Here is a 16,106-nt window from a genome sequence, read left to right on the forward strand (position 1 = left end):
TCATGTCCATCTTTCATAGTATAAACACTTCTGCTTCTGCGCTGACCTCTCAAAGGCTGCGAATGGATGTCATCTCATCGAATATGGCCAATGTTGATTCTACAAGAGCAACTCAAGTAAATGGTGAATGGGTTCCATATCGTCGTAAATCAGTTGTTCTTCAACCGAAAGAAGGCGGTTTTTCTTCATTTTTGAATGTTGCAATGAATAAAAATGAAGCTGGAAATGGAGTGAAAGTTTCAAGGATTGTCGAGGATGATTCCCCTTTCAAAGAAGTATATGATCCTGAACATCCCGATGCCGATGAATTTGGCTATGTGCAGATGCCGAATGTTGATCCGTTAAGGGAGATGGTTGACCTGATTAGTGCAACCCGGTCTTATGAAGCAAATGTAACAGTGTTGAATGCCTCAAAGGGTATGCTGATGAAAGCTTTAGAAATAGGGAAATAAAAGGAGCCTTCTTAAATGAATAATATATCGTTTCCGAATGTGTCGAGCGTACTTCCAGTCACCAATGAGGTGAAAACCTCTCCAGTTACACCATACGAGGCACAGAAGAGTTTTGCGTCCGTACTTAAGCAATCAATTGAAAAAGTCAATGAAGCCCAAGTACAATCAGATGTTATGACTGAAAAACTTGCACGGGGAGAAAACGTTGATTTACACCAAGTGATGATTGCAAGCCAAAAAGCAAGTATAACACTACAAGCAACAATGGAAATTCGTAACAAAGTTATTGAAGCGTATCAAGAAGTTATGAGAATGCAAGTTTAGTAGTTGAGGGGGTTATGCCCTCTCGATAATTAGACAGAATAGCCGGGGGATAAGAATGACAGATTCGTTTCAGAAATATATTAACAAATTAAAAGAATACTGGAATGGCCGTTCTAAACAATACAAAATGATCATTATCGGATCTATTCTGTTAGGTGTCATTATTCTTTCTTTGGTCATTTTTTTTACAACAAGAACAAATATGGTTCCTTTATATAAAGATTTATCTTTAACAGAAATTGGAACCATTAAAGAAAATCTAGACGGTAAAGGTATAAAGTATGAAATCTCTGATGGTGGAACAACAATTAGTGTTCCACAGGAACAGGCAGATTCTCTTAAAGTGGAGTTAGCAGCAGAAGGTTTGCCAAAAACAGGTGGAATTGATTATTCCTTCTTTAGCCAAAATGCCGGATTTGGCATGACGGATAATGAGTTTAATGTCATGAAGCTCGACGCCATGCAAACTGAGTTAGCCAATTTAATTAAAGGTGTTGAAGGGGTCAGAGATGCGAGAGTGATGATTACTCTTCCAACACAAGGGATCTTTGTAAATGATGCAAATGAAGAGGCTACGGCTGCGATTATTTTGAATACAGTTCCAGGTTATCAATTTGAAGAAAAGCAAATCAATGCTTTGTACCATCTTGTTTCAAAAAGTGTACCAAATCTTCCTACAGATAATATCGTCATTTCGAACCAAAATTTTGAGTACTTTGATCTAAAAAATAATGAAAATTCTTCAGGTGACACATTCACTGCACAAAATGAAATTAAAAAAGAAATTGAACGTGATGTGCAACGCCAAGTACAAAGCATGCTTGGCACGTTAATGGGTCAAGATAAAGTGGTTGTTTCGGTAACTGCTGACATCGATTTTACAAAAGAAAATCGTGAAGAAAATCTTGTTACACCTGTTGATGAAGAAAACATGGAAGGAATCACTTTAAGTGCTCAAAAAATTACTGAGACTTTTACTGGTAATGGCGCTGGAGCGGGTGGTGTTCCTGCAGGTGAAGACCCTGCCGACACCCTTGGCGGTACATATCAAGAGGGAGCATATGGAAATGGCGATTATGAAAGAATTGAAGAGACGATTAATAATGAAGTAAATAAGATCCGAAGAGAAATTATTGAAAGTCCGTATAAAATAAGAGACTTAGGAATCCAAGTAATGGTTGAACCTCCGATTGCAGATGATGAATCTTCACTTCCGCAGGAGAGGGTAGACGATATCACAAGGATGTTAAGTACAATTGTTAGAACGACAATTAATAAAGATACAATTGAAGGAGAATTAACGGATGAAGACATCCAAGACAAGGTAGTTGTTTCCGTACAACCATTTAACGGCAAGCTACAGTTTAATACAGAACCACAAAGTGCGATCCCTTGGTGGGTTTATGTGCTAGGTGGAGTGTTACTTTTAATTATTATTCTTCTAATCTTCCTATTCGTAAGAGCGCGTAAAAAGCGTGAGGAAGAAGAGATGGAAGAATTTGAAGAAGAATCACAAGTTCAAATTCCTGATGTAAATGAGGAACAGGAAACTGAAGGAAGCTTAAGAAGAAAGCAGCTAGAAAAAATGGCAAAAGAAAATCCAGAAGACTTTGCGAAACTATTAAGGACGTGGATCTCGGAAGACTAGGAGGTTTGAAAGTTGGCAATTAGAGAGCAAAAAGAATTAACAGGAAAACAAAAAGCAGCCATTCTTCTCATATCACTTGGCCCTGATGTATCTGCGTCTGTATATAAGCATTTAAGTGAAGAAGAAATTGAAAAACTAACATTGGAAATTTCCTCCGTTAAAAAGGTGGACTCTCAAGCAAAAGAGGAGATCATGGAGGAATTTCACAACATTGCACTGGCGCAGGATTATATTTCTCAAGGTGGAATTGGCTATGCAAAAACAGTCCTTGAAAAAGCGTTAGGTTCTGAACAGGCGTCGGTCATTATAAATAGATTAACTTCTTCTTTGCAGGTGCGACCATTTGATTTTGCTAGAAAAGCTGATCCAGCGCAAATTCTCAATTTTATTCAAAATGAACATCCGCAAACGATCGCCTTGATTTTATCGTATTTAGATGCTACTCAAGCTGGGCAGATACTGTCAGAGCTACCACAGGAAATGCAGGCAGATGTGGCGAGAAGGATTGCGGTTATGGATAGTACATCACCTGAAATCATTAATGAAGTTGAGCAAATTTTGGAACGGAAACTCTCTTCAACCGTCACCCAAGACTATACGCAAACAGGTGGGGTCGAAGCCGTGGTTGAAGTGCTTAACGGGGTAGACAGAGCAACGGAAAGAACGATTTTAGACGCATTGGAAATCCAGGATCCAGAGTTGGCAGAGGAAATCAAGAAACGGATGTTTGTATTTGAGGACATTGTTACTCTTGATAATCGGGCTATTCAAAGAGTTATTCGTGATTGTGAAAATGAGGATCTAATGCTTTCATTAAAAGTTTCTAGTGATGAAGTGAAAAACATTGTTTATAAAAACATGTCAACGCGAATGGTCGAAACCTTCAAAGATGAAATGGAATATATGGGGCCTGTTCGTCTTCGAGACGTTGAGGAAGCTCAATCAAGAATTGTTGCAATCATTCGCCGTCTAGAAGAAGCTGGTGAGATCGTCGTCGCTCGTGGCGGAGGAGATGATATCATTGTCTAGGCTTATCAAATCTGGCTGGTCTAAGGTTGAAGAGCAGGAAAATAAAGTGATTTCCATTCGAAGCTTTAAAGTAGAAAACGAAGAGGTTGACGTTGAAGCGGCTGATATTGAAATCTCCATGCAGCAAAAAGAAATTTTGAACGAAGCGAAGGAAGAGGCAAACAGGATCGTTGCAGAGGCTAGAGCTTTCCAAGAACAAGTGCAGGCTCAATTGCAGGAAGAAAGAAACAATTGGGATGAAGAGGTCGTAAGATTAACGAATCAAGCACAGGAAAGTGGTTATGAGGCTGGTTTTTTACAAGGTAAAGAAGAAGGTTATCAGCAGATGCATGAGCTGATTGAACAGGCCAGAGAAACCGTTAACCTTTCCAAAACAGATTATCATCGAACGATTGAAGAATCTGAACCAATTATTTTAGCCATTGCGTTAAAAGTGGCTGAACGGATTCTTGGTCAGCATCTCGAAGGGCAGTCAGACCATTTTCTAAGTATTGTGAAACGGGCTCTGAAAGAAGCAAGGGAATATCGTGAAATACAATTGCACGTACACCCAGCACACTATGAGCTTCTCTTGTCTCAAAAAGAAGATTTAATTAAAATTTTCCCGAAGGAAACTGAACTTTATATTTATCCAGACGGAGACTTAACAGAGCTTAGCTGCATTATCGAATCAGCTAATGGAAGAATTGATGCAAGTGTAGATCAACAGCTTTTGGAAATTAAAGCAAAGTTATTCGAATTGCTGGAGAGTGAATAATGTGAAATTAGCTGACTTATTAGAGCAAATTGACCAGATAGATACATATAAACATTACGGTAGAGTTAAGCGAGTAGTAGGTCTGATGATTGAGTCACAGGGTCCAGAAAGCTCGATTGGCGATGTTTGCTATATTCATGTCGGCCATAAACACAAAAGGAAAATTAAAGCTGAAGTAGTGGGCTTTAAAGATGAGAACATTATTTTGATGCCCTATACAACGGTTAATGACATCTCTCCAGGAAGTTTAGTGGAAGCAAGCCATAAACCTCTTGAAATTAAGATTGGTCCAGGTTTAATAGGCAGTGTTCTTGATTCGCTTGGAAAACCGCTAGATGAAGAAGAACTGCCAAAAGGGTTGACCCCTGTATTGACTGAGCAGCAGCCACCCAATCCATTAAAACGACCTCCTATCTCTGAATCTATCGAAGTCGGTGTTCGTATGATTGATTCGCTATTAACAGTAGGTACGGGGCAAAGGGTGGGGATCTTTGCCGGTAGCGGAGTCGGAAAGAGTACGTTGCTGGGGATGATTGCTAGAAATACGAAAGCTGATTTAAATGTTATTGCACTTATTGGAGAGCGTGGTCGCGAGGTACGAGAATTTATTGAACGAGATCTGGGACCAGAAGGCTTAGCGCGTTCAATCGTCATTGTGGCCACTTCTGACCAACCAGCATTAATGAGAATTAAAGGGGCATTCACAGCAACAGCTATTGCAGAGTATTTTCGCGATCGCGGTTTGAATGTGATGCTGATGATGGATTCAGTTACGAGGGTTGCAATGGCGCAGAGAGAAGTCGGTTTGGCCATTGGTGAGCCGCCTACAACGAAAGGGTATACACCATCTGTTTTTGCGATACTTCCAAAGCTTTTGGAAAGAACCGGTACTAATATGTTAGGCTCAATCACGGCTTTCTACACCGTTTTAGTAGATGGTGATGATATGAATGAGCCTATTGCTGATACAGTTCGCGGAATTCTTGATGGACATTTTGTCCTGGATCGAGAGCTGGCTAATAAAGGGCAGTATCCTGCCATTAACGTTTTGAAAAGTGTAAGTCGAGTTATGAACAATGTTGTTCCTGAAGAACATCGTAAATCAGCTGAAAAGCTTAGAGAACTTTTAAGCACTTATATTAATTCTGAAGACCTAATTAATATTGGGGCTTATAAAAAAGGTTCATCTAAACAAATTGATGAAGCTATTCGTTTGTATCCAGACATTATTAGCTTTTTAAAACAGGAAACGAATGAGAAGGCATCGTTTCATGATAGCTTAAATGCTCTATATGAGTTAATGGGAAAAGGTGAGAATATCCGATGACTTATCAATATAAGTTTGCTAGAGTATTAGCCTTGAAGGAAAGGGAGAAAGATGAGGCTCTCTTTACTTATCAGGATGCAGTAAAAAAATTTGAAGAAGTCGCTGAAAAGTTATACGAATTATTACGGAAAAAAGAAGATTTGGAGGCTTTTCAATCTGCAGAGCTTAAGAACGGTCTATCGATTGTCGAAATCCGCCATCACCAGCAATTTATTGGAAATTTAGAAAAGACAATTAACCACTATCAAAAAATGGTTATTAATGCCCGAAATCGAATGAATTTATTTCAGGAAAAACTGATGGAAAAAAATATAGAAGTAAAGAAATTTGAAAAAATTCGCGAAAAGGATTTTGAGCATTTCCTCAATTCCTTAAAAACAATTGAGAATAAACAAATGGATGATATCTCGATTCAGCTTTATATGAACCGAGGAAGTTAGGTGATTTGATGGCAAAAATAGCAGAAGAAGTAGAAGAAAAAAAAGCGAATAAATTCCAATGGTTTCTTTACACCGGAGTTATCCCAGTATTATTTTTAATTGTCGTTCTATTAATTGTTTTCTCAGTTGCCGGCATTAATGTTTTTGAAAAAGCTCAGGAATACAGTCAAAAGATCCCTTTTCTATCGCAAATGATGGAAGAGGAGCCAAGCAAAACGATGGAAGATTTAGAAGCAGATACCATTGAGCTTGAAGGGATAATTAAAGATAAAGAAGCACAAATTGAAAAATTGCAGCAGGAGCTAGAAGGAAAAGATACTGAAATTGAGCGAAATAAACTAGAAATTGAACAACTTCAACTGCAAATAGACGACCTTCTGGCGATTCAAGAAGAAAATAAACGTGCTTTTCAGGATATTGTGAAGACTTATGAAACGATGTCAGCGAAAAAAGCTGCCCCAATTATTTCACAGATGCAAGAACAAGAAGCAATGCAAATTTTATCAAATATTAAGTCAGATAATTTAGCTGCTATATTGGAGAATTTATCTCCAGAGGAGGCGGCGAAGTATACGGAATTATTAACTAATGAGTAGCAATTTTATTGATCGAAAGGAGGTGAAATGATGGAGATCGGAGCTGTTAATATATTAAGTTCTTCCTCATCTTCGCAGAAAGCAGGCAATTTTAAAAATGTCACTGGCTTTAAAGGACTTGTTGGGACATTTTTGCAAGAGCCAAATTTGGCAGATGATTCGGCCGCTGCTGCGAACAAGCTATTACAATCTTTTTCGAAGGAAGAATTGCTGGATTTGATTGCTTTTTTGCAAACCGAGGATGTACTTGATTTGGATGAGGGTTTGCTCATGTTGAATCAATCACTTTCCGTTCATCACGAAGATGAATTATTTCAGTTAATTGAAGAAGTATTGTTGCCAAATTTATCACTTGCGCAGTTGGCTGAGAGAATTGATGTTGCGTCTCTTGGGACCAATGCTATGAGAATCGAGGACTTAGTAGCGGTTTTAGGGCAATTGAATGCGATGACGTCAGAGGAGTTGCGAAATTCATTAAGCGGTGATATGGCTCAAATACTTAAGACTGTAAAAATGTTTGAACTTCTTGCTGGTGAACAGAAATTGTCTGCAGATCACGGGAAATTGAAAGATCTATTGCAGCAATTTACAAAAAGACTTGAACTTCTCCTTTCTGCAGATAGTGAAAATAAACCGCCATTAAATAGACAAGAGTATATAATTAGAACATTTTCGGCAGTGGCCCAGGAACTTAACAGCAAGCAGCCACTGGCAAAGCAAACAGGTGAAGCGGGGCTTGAATCAAAGAATTTAGCTGCTAAAGCAGAGACAGTTCATGGTATGATTCAATATCATCAAGTGTCAAAAGCTGAGCAACTCACTTTGTCTTTGCAACAAGGCGAACGACCAACAGGGGCAAATGAGTTAATCAAGCAATTTGAAAATATCCTTGCAAGAAGTAATTTTTCCAATAACGCTGGCACTCAAAAACTTTTAATTAAGCTCAACCCAGAACATTTAGGAGCTTTGCGAATCGAATTGATTCAACGTGACGCCGGATTGGTGGCAAAAATCATGACTACCACAAAATTGGCGAAGGAAACATTGGAGACGCATTTGAATGGCTTAAAACAGGCATTCGGCACGCAAAATATTCAAGTCGATCGCGTTGAAATCTCCCAAGCACTGAATCAACAGCAGGAAAGATTTATTGGACGAGAGCAACAGTCCCAGCAAAATGGACAGGAAAACAGACAACAACAGGAGCAAGGCAAAAACGAGACAGAAGAGGCTTCTTTTATGACTTCCTTTGAAGAGGCGCTCTTAAATACTGAAGTATAGGCAGGTTAAAAATATGTCAAATACTATTGCACCTTCTTTACTCTATTCCAATTATAAAAATGAACAGAAAAAAACTGGTTCCAACACATTGGGAAAAGACGATTTCTTAAAATTGCTGATTACCCAGTTGCAAAATCAGGATCCAACAAATCCCATGCAGGATCGTGAATTCATTGCTCAGATGGCTCAGTTTTCTTCATTGGAGCAAATGACAAATATGAATTCACTGATGCAAAAAGTTGCAAATGCGCAAGAAGAGAGCAACCTTATCTCTTATGGGCAATTTATAGGAAAAGAAATTACTTGGCATAAACTTGAAGAGAATGCAAACGGTGAAATCAAGATATTAGAAGGAACGGGGAAAGTAGTTTCTCTTCAATTTAAGGAAGGCAATGTGTACTTTATTTTAGAAGATGGAACAAAGCTAGAACCGGGTAATATTTCACAATTTAATGAACAAATAGCAAAAGATTACGATCTGATCCAAGCGAGTATGCTGATAGGTAAAACAGTGACTTATTTAAGTAGCAACAAAGAAGAAGCAACAGCCGCGATTAAATCAGTGTCGATAAAGGATGGAAAAATCCAATTTCACTTAGATGATGATAGTAATACGACAATCACTTCCTCGCAAATGATAAAAATTCAATAGGAGAAGGTTGATTGATGGATAAATTTGATTTTAGACCCATAAAATCTCAACCGATTACTCCCCAAACTGTTCAGACGAAAAAATTGAAATCAATGAGTGGGAATGTGTTTTCCCAGCATTTACAGCAGGCAATCATTGATAGCAACAAGCTAACGTTAAGCAAACATGCAAAGGAAAGACTGCAGCAGCGGGATATTCACATTGATGATAGACGCTGGAAACAAATTGAAGCAAAGGTTAGTGAAGCAAAGAAAATGGGAGTAAAAGAATCATTAGTTTTATTAGATGAAGCTGCATTAATTGTCAGTGCGAAAAATAACACAGTCATTACAGCAATGGATCGTCAGGAAGCAACATCACAAATTTTCACCAATATAAATGGAACAATTGTTCTCGAATAATTAAAGGCTGGACCTAGATAGGAAGCCAAAGCTGCGGAATGACTGAAGCAGCTTAATTGAAAGGAGAATTATTTATGCTACGTTCAATGTACTCTGGAATTAGTGGTTTGAAAAACTCGCAAACAAAGCTTGATGTCATTGGAAATAATATTGCCAATGTCAATACTTATGGTTTTAAAAAGAGCCGTGTAACATTTAAGGACATGCTGAGTCAAACGGTTGCTGGAGCCTCTGCAGCCACAGATTTACGCGGAGGAACCAACCCTAAACAAATAGGACTCGGTTCCACTTTAGCAACGATCGATACGATTCAAGATGGCTCTAGCTTGCAAACTACGACTCGTTCTTTAGATGTAGGGATTGATGGCGACGGCTATTTCGTTGTAAGACAAGGAAACGCCCAATACTATACAAGAGCAGGTAACTTCTACTTAGATGATAACGGTACACTAGTAAATGGGGATGGTTTAGCTGTACAAGCTTATCGATATGATGCTAACGGCAATTTAACAAATGTTTATGGAGATGTAGCGGTAAATGTTAATGCGGTCATGCCAGCAACGATTACAAGCAATGTCGTATTTTCAGAGAATTTATCCGCAGATGCGATTACAGATTCTGTTTATACTCAGCAGATTAGAGTGATTGATAATGGTGGAAATCCACATAGCATTGATGTTCATTTTAAAAGAACGGCAACGGGATGGGAGTATTTCATTAATAAGGATCCAAAAGCAAATCCTGCCCCGACTAGCGATGGTACACTAACCTTTGGTGCGGATGGTAATTTAACGAATCCAACAGCACCAGTAACCTTTAACTTGGATATCGATGGACAAGCTGCTACCACTGTAGACAATTTAGCTCTTACCCTTAATTTTGCCGGCTTAACGATGAATTCTGGACCGACAACAGCAATTGTGAACCCGAACGGGAATACAGAAGGAAAGCTGGATAGCTTTAATATCGGGGCATCAGGAGATATTAGCGGTGTGTATTCAAACGGTGAAATTGTGACACTGGGTCGCTTGGCATTAGCTAAATTTAGCAATACATCAGGTCTTACGAAAGCAGGAAACAATCTCTTTCAGGAATCCATTAACTCAGGTGCTGCTAATATCGGTGCAGCGGGTGATGGAAGAGGTTCATTGGTATCAGGCGCCTTAGAGATGTCAAACGTAGACCTGTCAGAGGAATTTACAGAAATGATCGTTGCCCAGCGTAGCTTCCAAGCGAATACGCGTATTATTACAACATCTGATGAGATACTGCAGGAGCTTGTAAATTTAAAACGATAGGGTAAGGGAGGGACAGGACTGAAGTGGTAGAAGTCTTCAGTCCTGAATATTACCGTGATAAATGTTACAAGATTAAATGGAAAGCCTTATATCATTAATGCAATTTATATTGAAACAATTGAATCCTTTCCTGATACGACGATTACCCTGTCAAATGGTCATAAATATGTTGTGAAGGAAACCGAGGAAGAAATCGTACAGTTAGTGAATAAGTTCTATCAAACTGTCAACCTATTAGGAGTTCAACAGTTGGAGGGCCCAGAGCATGAAAAATAATAAGCTTGTCATGATAATGTTAATTATTCTAATTACGATTACTCTTGTTGGAGCTGTTGCTGTTGTAGTCGTTCTAAAGGTAACAGGGGCTGAAAACACCGCGGGACCAACAATTGATGAGTTATTAGAGTATTCGGTGGACATTCCAGAAATTACGACTAATTTAGCTGGAAATGATTTTATCCGTATCTCATTCAAAATTCAAACTGACAGTAAGAAAGCAAAGGAAGAATTGGAAAAACGAGATTTTCAAGTTAAAAACATTATCATTCATACATTATCTGAAAAAAGCTCAGAAGAGATTCAAGGATCACAAGGGCAAACAGTTCTCGAAGAAGAGTTGAAGGAAAAAATAAATGAATTGATGATGTCTGGAAAAGTGGAGAAAGTATACATCACCGGATCACTCCTCCCGTAATTTTTCGACAAAATTGAGATGTAAGTGAATGGAGGTGAGGATTCGTGTCCGGAGAGGTTTTATCACAAAGTGAAATTGATGCATTATTATCTGCCATTTCGACAGGAGAAATGGATGCTGATGAACTAAAGAAAGAGACGAGCGAGAAAAAGGTAAAAGTTTACGATTTTAAAAGAGCGTTAAGATTTTCTAAAGACCAGATTCGAAGCTTAACAAGAATTCATGAAAATTTTGCCAGGTTGTTAACAACTTTTTTCTCCGCTCAATTGAGAACCTATGTTCAAATTTCAGTTGCATCTGCTGATCAAATCCCATATGAGGAGTTTATTCGTTCCATACCGAAAATGACGATCTTAAATGTATTTGAGGTGCCCCCATTAGATGGTCGAGTCTTGATGGAAGTGAATCCTAACATTGCTTATGCAATGATGGATCGAATGATGGGTGGGAAAGGTAGCAGCATCAATAAAGTTGAGAATTTAACTGAAATTGAAACAAAGATTATGACGACAACGTTTGAACGTTCTCTGGAATACTTACGTGAAGCTTGGGAAACAATCGCTGAGATTGAACCAATAATGGCTGATTTTGAAGTGAATCCTCAGTTTTTACAAATGGTTTCACCGAATGAGACGGTCGTTGTAATATCGCTTAACACCACGATTGGTGAAACAACAGGAATGATAAATATTTGTATTCCTCACGTTGTTTTAGAACCGATAATACCAAAGCTTTCTGTCCATTATTGGATGCAGACAGATAAAAAGGATAGAGAGCCTCAGGAAGTCGAGCTTTTAGAAAAACGACTAAAAAGAGCCAATCTGCCTATTGCGGTTGAATTGGGAAATGCCGAGATCACGATTCAAGATTTCTTGATGATGGATGTTGGTGATGTTATAGAATTAAAACAAACGATTGAAAATCCATTAACGATTAAAATAGCTGAAGTTCCAAAATTCAAGGGACAAGCTGGAAAACTCAATAAAAAAATTGCAGTGCAAATATTAGAGACATTGAAGGGGGGAGACGATAATGGTGAGTGATGATATGCTCTCTCAAGATGAGATAGATGCTTTGTTAAAAGGAACAGATGATGTAGAGCTAGACAGCACCAAAAACGAAGACGTTAATGTGGAAGAATATTTAACAGTAATGGAGCAAGATGCTTTAGGGGAAATTGGAAATATTTCTTTTGGGAGCTCGGCAACGGCATTATCCACATTATTAAATCAAAAAGTTGATATTACGACACCAACCGTTTCAGTCATTTTAAAGAGTGATTTAGAGGATGAGTTTCCACACCCTTATGTAGCGATTCAAGTCAAATATACAGAAGGTTTCTCAGGAACGAATCTACTTGTCGTTAAACAAGAGGATGCTGCCATTATTGCCGATTTAATGCTTGGTGGAGATGGATTAAATCCTGCTGAGTTACTGGGAGAAATCCAACTCAGTGCTGTTCAAGAGGCAATGAATCAAATGATGGGTTCTTCAGCAACTTCAATGTCTACAATCTTTAGTAAAAAAGTGGACATTTCGCCACCAACAATTGATATGTTGGATATTCAGCATGGTGAAGGAACTGAAAAAATACCGAAAGATGATATGCTTGTCAAGGTTTCATTTAGGTTGAGAGTGGGAGAACTTATCGACTCCAGCATTATGCAGTTGTTACCGCTCTGTTTCGCCAAGGAGCTAGTTGCAGAATTGTTAAATCCATCTGGCAGTAAGACTGAAGAGTCAGCTTCAAGCGCTGAAGCGGCTGTCTATAATGAACAGCCTCAACCAGCAAGCGCCGCTGTAAATGCTGGAGCACAAGCGTCGGCTCCAGTGTATAGTGAAGCTTCACAACAAAGTTCACAGCCTGGTGGATATCAAATTCCGCCAATGCAACAGCCTATGGCCCATCACCAACCGGGTCCACAGCATTACGGAGCGCAGTATCAAAGCGGTCCACAGCCGACAGTACAACCAGCAATGTTTTCTAGCTTTGACCAGTATCAGCTTCAAGAATCTGAGGCGAAAAATTTAAATATGTTATTTGATATTCCGCTTCAAGTAACAGTCGAGCTAGGTAGAACGAAAAGATCTGTGAAGGAAATCCTTGAACTATCTCCTGGATCAATTATTGAATTGGACAAGCTGGCAGGTGAACCAGTTGACATATTAGTAAATAATCGCTTAATCGCAAAGGGTGAAGTGGTTGTTATTGATGAAAACTTTGGGGTCCGTGTAACAGATATCATTAGTCAAACAGACCGACTAAATAAACTAAGATGAACAATGGGGGAAAAGATTAATGGCGCACAAAATTTTAATTGTAGATGATGCAGCATTTATGCGGATGATGATTAAAGATATTTTAACAAAAAACGGTTTTGAAGTAGTAGGTGAAGCTGCTGATGGTGCACAGGCACTTGAGAAGTATCAAGAAACGAATCCGGACTTGGTAACGATGGATATCACGATGCCGGAAATGGATGGAATTACAGCGTTGAAGGAAATTAAGAAATTAAACCCAAGTGCGAAGGTAATTATGTGTTCAGCAATGGGGCAGCAGGCGATGGTTATCGATGCTATCCAAGCTGGGGCAAAAGACTTCATTGTAAAACCGTTCCAAGCAGATCGAGTTATTGAAGCGATTTCGAAAACATTGGCATAGTGTTCATTTAAAGGGCGGCTTTCATGCCGCCATACTTTCTCTACTAGAATTCAAAATATAGAGGTGCATCCAGTTGCGAGTAATTCAGCAATCCGTCAAAATCCTTCTTCTTTCCGTTGTATTAGTGATCGGATTTCATACAGAGGTTAAGGCAGAACCAGACGATAGTGTGAAAAATATGTTTGAACAAGAACAACAAAATGTGGAGGAAGAATCTGAACCACAGGAGATTCCAAGCAACGAGGCTGTAGATGAAAGCGGCCCAGCGGGAATTACGATTTGGGACTTCATGAAAATGATTGTGGCCACCATATTTGTGATCGCACTTCTGTATTTTTTACTAAAGTTTATAAACAAAAAAAGCCACGGTTATCGTGATACGCAATTGATTCAAAATATTGGTGGGGCACCTGTTGGTTCAAACCGCTCCGTCCAGATTATTAAAGTAGGCAAAAGGCTGCTTATAGTTGGTGTGGGGGAAAACATTCAACTATTAAAAGAGATTGATGATGAAGAGGAAGCACGAGAAATTATTGAGGAACATAATCACAAAATTGAACAATTAGCTCGTCCAAGCGATATTGTGACAAAGGTAATTGAAAGAACGAAAGCATTTCAAAAACAGGATCAAGAAAAAGAAAAGCGTTCTTTTTCTTCACACTTGAAAACACAGTTAGATCAGATCACAAAGCAAAGAAAGAAGATGTACGATGAAATGGAGAAGAAAGGGTCAGAAGAGAAATGAATGAGTTTATGGAATTTTTTAACAATAGCGATCCTGCTAATGTTTCAACATCAGTTAAACTGATCCTACTTCTAACCGTGATGTCCTTGGCTCCAAGTATTCTAGTGCTGATGACTTCATTCACTAGAATTGTGATTGTTCTTTCCTTTGTCAGAACGGCGCTTGCCACTCAGCAAATGCCACCAAACCAAGTAATCATTGGTTTATCTCTATTTTTAACGTTTTTTATTATGGCACCTACCTTTAGTGAGGTGAATCAACAGGCTTTAACACCGTTATTTAATGAAGAAATTACCCTTGATGAAGCATATGAAAGGGCATCGCTGCCATTAAAGGAATTTATGAGTGCGCATACGAGGCAAAAGGATCTTGCTTTGTTCTTAGAGTATTCACAGGCTGAAAGGCCGGAGTCAATTGAAGATATCCCTCTTACTACACTTATACCGGCGTTCGCGATAAGTGAAATTAAGACAGCTTTTCAAATTGGTTTTATGATTTTTATTCCTTTTTTAGTGATAGACATGGTCGTGGCAAGTGTGTTGATGTCAATGGGGATGATGATGCTTCCACCAGTGATGATCTCACTGCCTTTTAAAATTTTATTATTCGTTCTGGTAGACGGTTGGTATTTAGTTGTGAAATCTCTATTGGACAGCTTCTAAATAATTTGTTTAAGAAGCTGACACCTTTGAAAGTAAGCATTTTAATCATATTCATTTGTACAAGCAAAAAAAGAAGGTGAAATTGGATGACTCCAGAAAGTGTAATTTCAATCGCAGAACAAGGGATTTGGATTGTTCTATTGATTAGTGGACCACTTCTATTGCTTGCTCTTATAGTAGGTTTAATCGTCAGCGTATTTCAAGCTACGACGCAAATCCAGGAACAAACATTAGCGTTTGTCCCTAAAATTGTCGCTGTCTTACTAGGAATTGTTTTCTTCGGTCCGTGGATGTTAAGTCGCATGCTTACTTATGCGAACGATATTTTTTCTAATTTAACGAGGTTTGTAGGCTGATGTTATGGTAGATTTACTTCCTGAATTTCCTGCTTTTTTACTTATTTTTGTTAGGGTTACATCATTTTTTTTGATGATGCCTCTTTTTTCTTACCGAACAATACCTGCAAGTCATAAAATCGGCCTCGGCTTTTTTCTTGCTTGGATTATGTTTTATACAGTAGAAGCACCGCTGTTTGAAATAAATGGTGCCTACTTTTTGCTAATTATGAAAGAAGCGCTCGTAGGCATACTGGTTGGCTTTATTGCTTATTTAATCCTTTCTGCTATTCAAATTGCTGGGGGGTTTATAGATTTTCAAATGGGATTTGCCATTGCCAACGTCATTGATCCGCAAACAGGTGCACAAAGCCCTTTAACAGGACAGTATTTTTACATTATTACACTGCTCTTTTTGCTGAGTGTAAACGGTCACCATCTTTTAATTGATGGTGTGTACTATAGTTATCAATTTATTCCTATAGATCAGGCTTGGATTCCTTTTGGGGATGAAAACATGGTTGAGTATGTGGTTAAGTCCTTTAGCTCCATGTTTATGGTTGCTTTACAAATGGCTATACCTGTTGTAGGGAGTTTGTTTTTAGTGGATGTGGCCTTGGGGATTGTTGCAAGAACTGTTCCTCAGTTAAACGTATTTGTTGTTGGTCTACCGCTGAAAATAGGAGTTAGCTTCATTGTCATATTTGCGGTTATGGCGATTATGATGGGCGTTGTTTCACAGCTTTTTGAACTAATGCTCGGTACAATGAGGGGGCTTATGGATCTAATTGGGAGTTCATAAT

21 protein-coding genes are annotated in these 16,106 nt (G+C 38.6%); all 21 read left to right on the forward strand.

What is annotated here, in order from left to right:
- The first annotated feature begins 2 nt into the window (after positions 1-2).
- Positions 3-452, forward strand: a complete 450-nt coding sequence (gene flgC / locus FCJ93_RS02375) for a flagellar basal body rod protein FlgC (protein WP_137742833.1) — start codon at positions 3-5, stop codon at positions 450-452.
- Positions 453-467: 15 nt separating this feature from the next.
- Entirely contained in the window at positions 468-776 is a 309-nt protein-coding gene (gene fliE, locus FCJ93_RS02380) for a flagellar hook-basal body complex protein FliE (protein ID WP_095308052.1), read from the forward strand.
- A 55-nt stretch (positions 777-831) separates the two neighbouring features.
- Complete coding sequence (gene fliF / locus FCJ93_RS02385) at positions 832-2,424, forward strand: flagellar basal-body MS-ring/collar protein FliF (RefSeq protein WP_137742834.1); 1,593 nt, start codon at positions 832-834, stop codon at positions 2,422-2,424.
- A gap of 12 nt (positions 2,425-2,436) precedes the next feature.
- Positions 2,437-3,453, forward strand: a complete 1,017-nt coding sequence (fliG, locus tag FCJ93_RS02390; protein ID WP_095308055.1) for a flagellar motor switch protein FliG — start codon at positions 2,437-2,439, stop codon at positions 3,451-3,453.
- Entirely contained in the window at positions 3,437-4,210 is a 774-nt protein-coding gene (gene fliH / locus FCJ93_RS02395; protein ID WP_235879390.1) for a flagellar assembly protein FliH, read from the forward strand. The genes fliG and fliH overlap by 17 nt, the downstream gene beginning before the upstream one ends.
- Before the next feature lies 1 nt (position 4,211).
- Positions 4,212-5,537, forward strand: a complete 1,326-nt coding sequence (gene fliI, locus FCJ93_RS02400) for a flagellar protein export ATPase FliI (protein ID WP_095308059.1) — start codon at positions 4,212-4,214, stop codon at positions 5,535-5,537.
- On the forward strand, positions 5,534-5,977 hold the full coding sequence (gene fliJ, locus FCJ93_RS02405; protein ID WP_095308062.1) for a flagellar export protein FliJ: 444 nt from the start codon (positions 5,534-5,536) through the stop codon (positions 5,975-5,977). Before fliI ends, fliJ begins: the two co-directional genes overlap by 4 nt.
- An 8-nt stretch (positions 5,978-5,985) precedes the next feature.
- Positions 5,986-6,573 (forward strand): MotE family protein, encoded by a 588-nt coding sequence (locus tag FCJ93_RS02410; protein ID WP_095308064.1) that lies wholly within the window; start codon positions 5,986-5,988, stop codon positions 6,571-6,573.
- A gap of 27 nt (positions 6,574-6,600) precedes the next feature.
- Entirely contained in the window at positions 6,601-7,854 is a 1,254-nt protein-coding gene (locus FCJ93_RS02415; RefSeq protein WP_095308066.1) for a flagellar hook-length control protein FliK, read from the forward strand.
- Positions 7,855-7,867: 13 nt separating this feature from the next.
- On the forward strand, positions 7,868-8,506 hold the full coding sequence (flgD, locus tag FCJ93_RS02420) for a flagellar hook assembly protein FlgD (RefSeq protein WP_095308068.1): 639 nt from the start codon (positions 7,868-7,870) through the stop codon (positions 8,504-8,506).
- Between the two features lie 14 nt (positions 8,507-8,520).
- On the forward strand, positions 8,521-8,907 hold the full coding sequence (locus FCJ93_RS02425; protein ID WP_095308070.1) for a TIGR02530 family flagellar biosynthesis protein: 387 nt from the start codon (positions 8,521-8,523) through the stop codon (positions 8,905-8,907).
- A gap of 74 nt (positions 8,908-8,981) precedes the next feature.
- On the forward strand, positions 8,982-10,205 hold the full coding sequence (locus FCJ93_RS02430) for a flagellar hook protein FlgE (protein ID WP_137742836.1): 1,224 nt from the start codon (positions 8,982-8,984) through the stop codon (positions 10,203-10,205).
- A 54-nt stretch (positions 10,206-10,259) separates the two neighbouring features.
- Complete coding sequence (locus FCJ93_RS02435) at positions 10,260-10,481, forward strand: flagellar FlbD family protein (RefSeq protein WP_095308074.1); 222 nt, start codon at positions 10,260-10,262, stop codon at positions 10,479-10,481.
- A complete protein-coding gene (gene fliL / locus FCJ93_RS02440; protein WP_137742837.1) occupies positions 10,471-10,899 on the forward strand; it encodes a flagellar basal body-associated protein FliL in 429 nt (142 codons plus the stop codon). The genes FCJ93_RS02435 and fliL overlap by 11 nt, the downstream gene beginning before the upstream one ends.
- Before the next feature lie 44 nt (positions 10,900-10,943).
- Complete coding sequence (gene fliM / locus FCJ93_RS02445; RefSeq protein ID WP_137742838.1) at positions 10,944-11,942, forward strand: flagellar motor switch protein FliM; 999 nt, start codon at positions 10,944-10,946, stop codon at positions 11,940-11,942.
- Positions 11,932-13,179 carry a flagellar motor switch phosphatase FliY gene (fliY, locus tag FCJ93_RS02450; protein WP_095308079.1) on the forward strand — a complete coding sequence of 416 codons (1,248 nt, stop codon included), beginning with the start codon at positions 11,932-11,934 and terminating at the stop codon, positions 13,177-13,179. Before fliM ends, fliY begins: the two co-directional genes overlap by 11 nt.
- Before the next feature lie 19 nt (positions 13,180-13,198).
- Positions 13,199-13,561, forward strand: coding sequence for a response regulator (locus FCJ93_RS02455; protein WP_095308081.1), 363 nt, complete (start codon positions 13,199-13,201; stop codon positions 13,559-13,561).
- A 73-nt stretch (positions 13,562-13,634) separates the two neighbouring features.
- The gene (locus FCJ93_RS02460) at positions 13,635-14,306 is read left to right on the forward strand and encodes a flagellar biosynthetic protein FliO (RefSeq protein WP_095308082.1); all 672 of its coding nucleotides are present in this window, start codon (positions 13,635-13,637) and stop codon (positions 14,304-14,306) included.
- Positions 14,303-14,968: a flagellar type III secretion system pore protein FliP gene (gene fliP / locus FCJ93_RS02465; protein ID WP_095308084.1), complete on the forward strand. Its 666-nt coding sequence runs from the start codon at positions 14,303-14,305 to the stop codon at positions 14,966-14,968. Before FCJ93_RS02460 ends, fliP begins: the two co-directional genes overlap by 4 nt.
- A gap of 86 nt (positions 14,969-15,054) precedes the next feature.
- Positions 15,055-15,324, forward strand: coding sequence for a flagellar biosynthesis protein FliQ (gene fliQ, locus FCJ93_RS02470; RefSeq protein WP_095308086.1), 270 nt, complete (start codon positions 15,055-15,057; stop codon positions 15,322-15,324).
- Positions 15,325-15,328: 4 nt separating this feature from the next.
- Positions 15,329-16,105, forward strand: a complete 777-nt coding sequence (gene fliR, locus FCJ93_RS02475; protein ID WP_095308088.1) for a flagellar biosynthetic protein FliR — start codon at positions 15,329-15,331, stop codon at positions 16,103-16,105.
- The last annotated feature ends 1 nt before the right edge of the window (position 16,106 follow it).

The sequence above is a fragment of the Robertmurraya siralis genome (assembly GCF_005502275.1).
Taxonomy (GTDB): domain Bacteria; phylum Bacillota; class Bacilli; order Bacillales; family Cytobacillaceae; genus Robertmurraya; species Robertmurraya siralis.

Coding starts and splice junctions, on each gene's coding strand:
- fliJ (WP_095308062.1), top strand. CDS start 5,534: ATGACTTATCAATATAAGTTTGCTAGAGTATTAGCCTTGAAGGAAAGG.
- FCJ93_RS02425 (WP_095308070.1), top strand. CDS start 8,521: ATGGATAAATTTGATTTTAGACCCATAAAATCTCAACCGATTACTCCC.
- fliP (WP_095308084.1), top strand. CDS start 14,303: ATGAATGAGTTTATGGAATTTTTTAACAATAGCGATCCTGCTAATGTT.
- FCJ93_RS02410 (WP_095308064.1), top strand. CDS start 5,986: ATGGCAAAAATAGCAGAAGAAGTAGAAGAAAAAAAAGCGAATAAATTC.
- fliF (WP_137742834.1), top strand. CDS start 832: ATGACAGATTCGTTTCAGAAATATATTAACAAATTAAAAGAATACTGG.
- FCJ93_RS02430 (WP_137742836.1), top strand. CDS start 8,982: ATGCTACGTTCAATGTACTCTGGAATTAGTGGTTTGAAAAACTCGCAA.
- FCJ93_RS02455 (WP_095308081.1), top strand. CDS start 13,199: ATGGCGCACAAAATTTTAATTGTAGATGATGCAGCATTTATGCGGATG.
- fliQ (WP_095308086.1), top strand. CDS start 15,055: ATGACTCCAGAAAGTGTAATTTCAATCGCAGAACAAGGGATTTGGATT.
- fliH (WP_235879390.1), top strand. CDS start 3,437: ATGATATCATTGTCTAGGCTTATCAAATCTGGCTGGTCTAAGGTTGAA.
- fliR (WP_095308088.1), top strand. CDS start 15,329: ATGGTAGATTTACTTCCTGAATTTCCTGCTTTTTTACTTATTTTTGTT.
- fliY (WP_095308079.1), top strand. CDS start 11,932: ATGGTGAGTGATGATATGCTCTCTCAAGATGAGATAGATGCTTTGTTA.
- flgC (WP_137742833.1), top strand. CDS start 3: ATGTCCATCTTTCATAGTATAAACACTTCTGCTTCTGCGCTGACCTCT.
- fliL (WP_137742837.1), top strand. CDS start 10,471: ATGAAAAATAATAAGCTTGTCATGATAATGTTAATTATTCTAATTACG.
- FCJ93_RS02415 (WP_095308066.1), top strand. CDS start 6,601: ATGATGGAGATCGGAGCTGTTAATATATTAAGTTCTTCCTCATCTTCG.
- flgD (WP_095308068.1), top strand. CDS start 7,868: ATGTCAAATACTATTGCACCTTCTTTACTCTATTCCAATTATAAAAAT.
- fliE (WP_095308052.1), top strand. CDS start 468: ATGAATAATATATCGTTTCCGAATGTGTCGAGCGTACTTCCAGTCACC.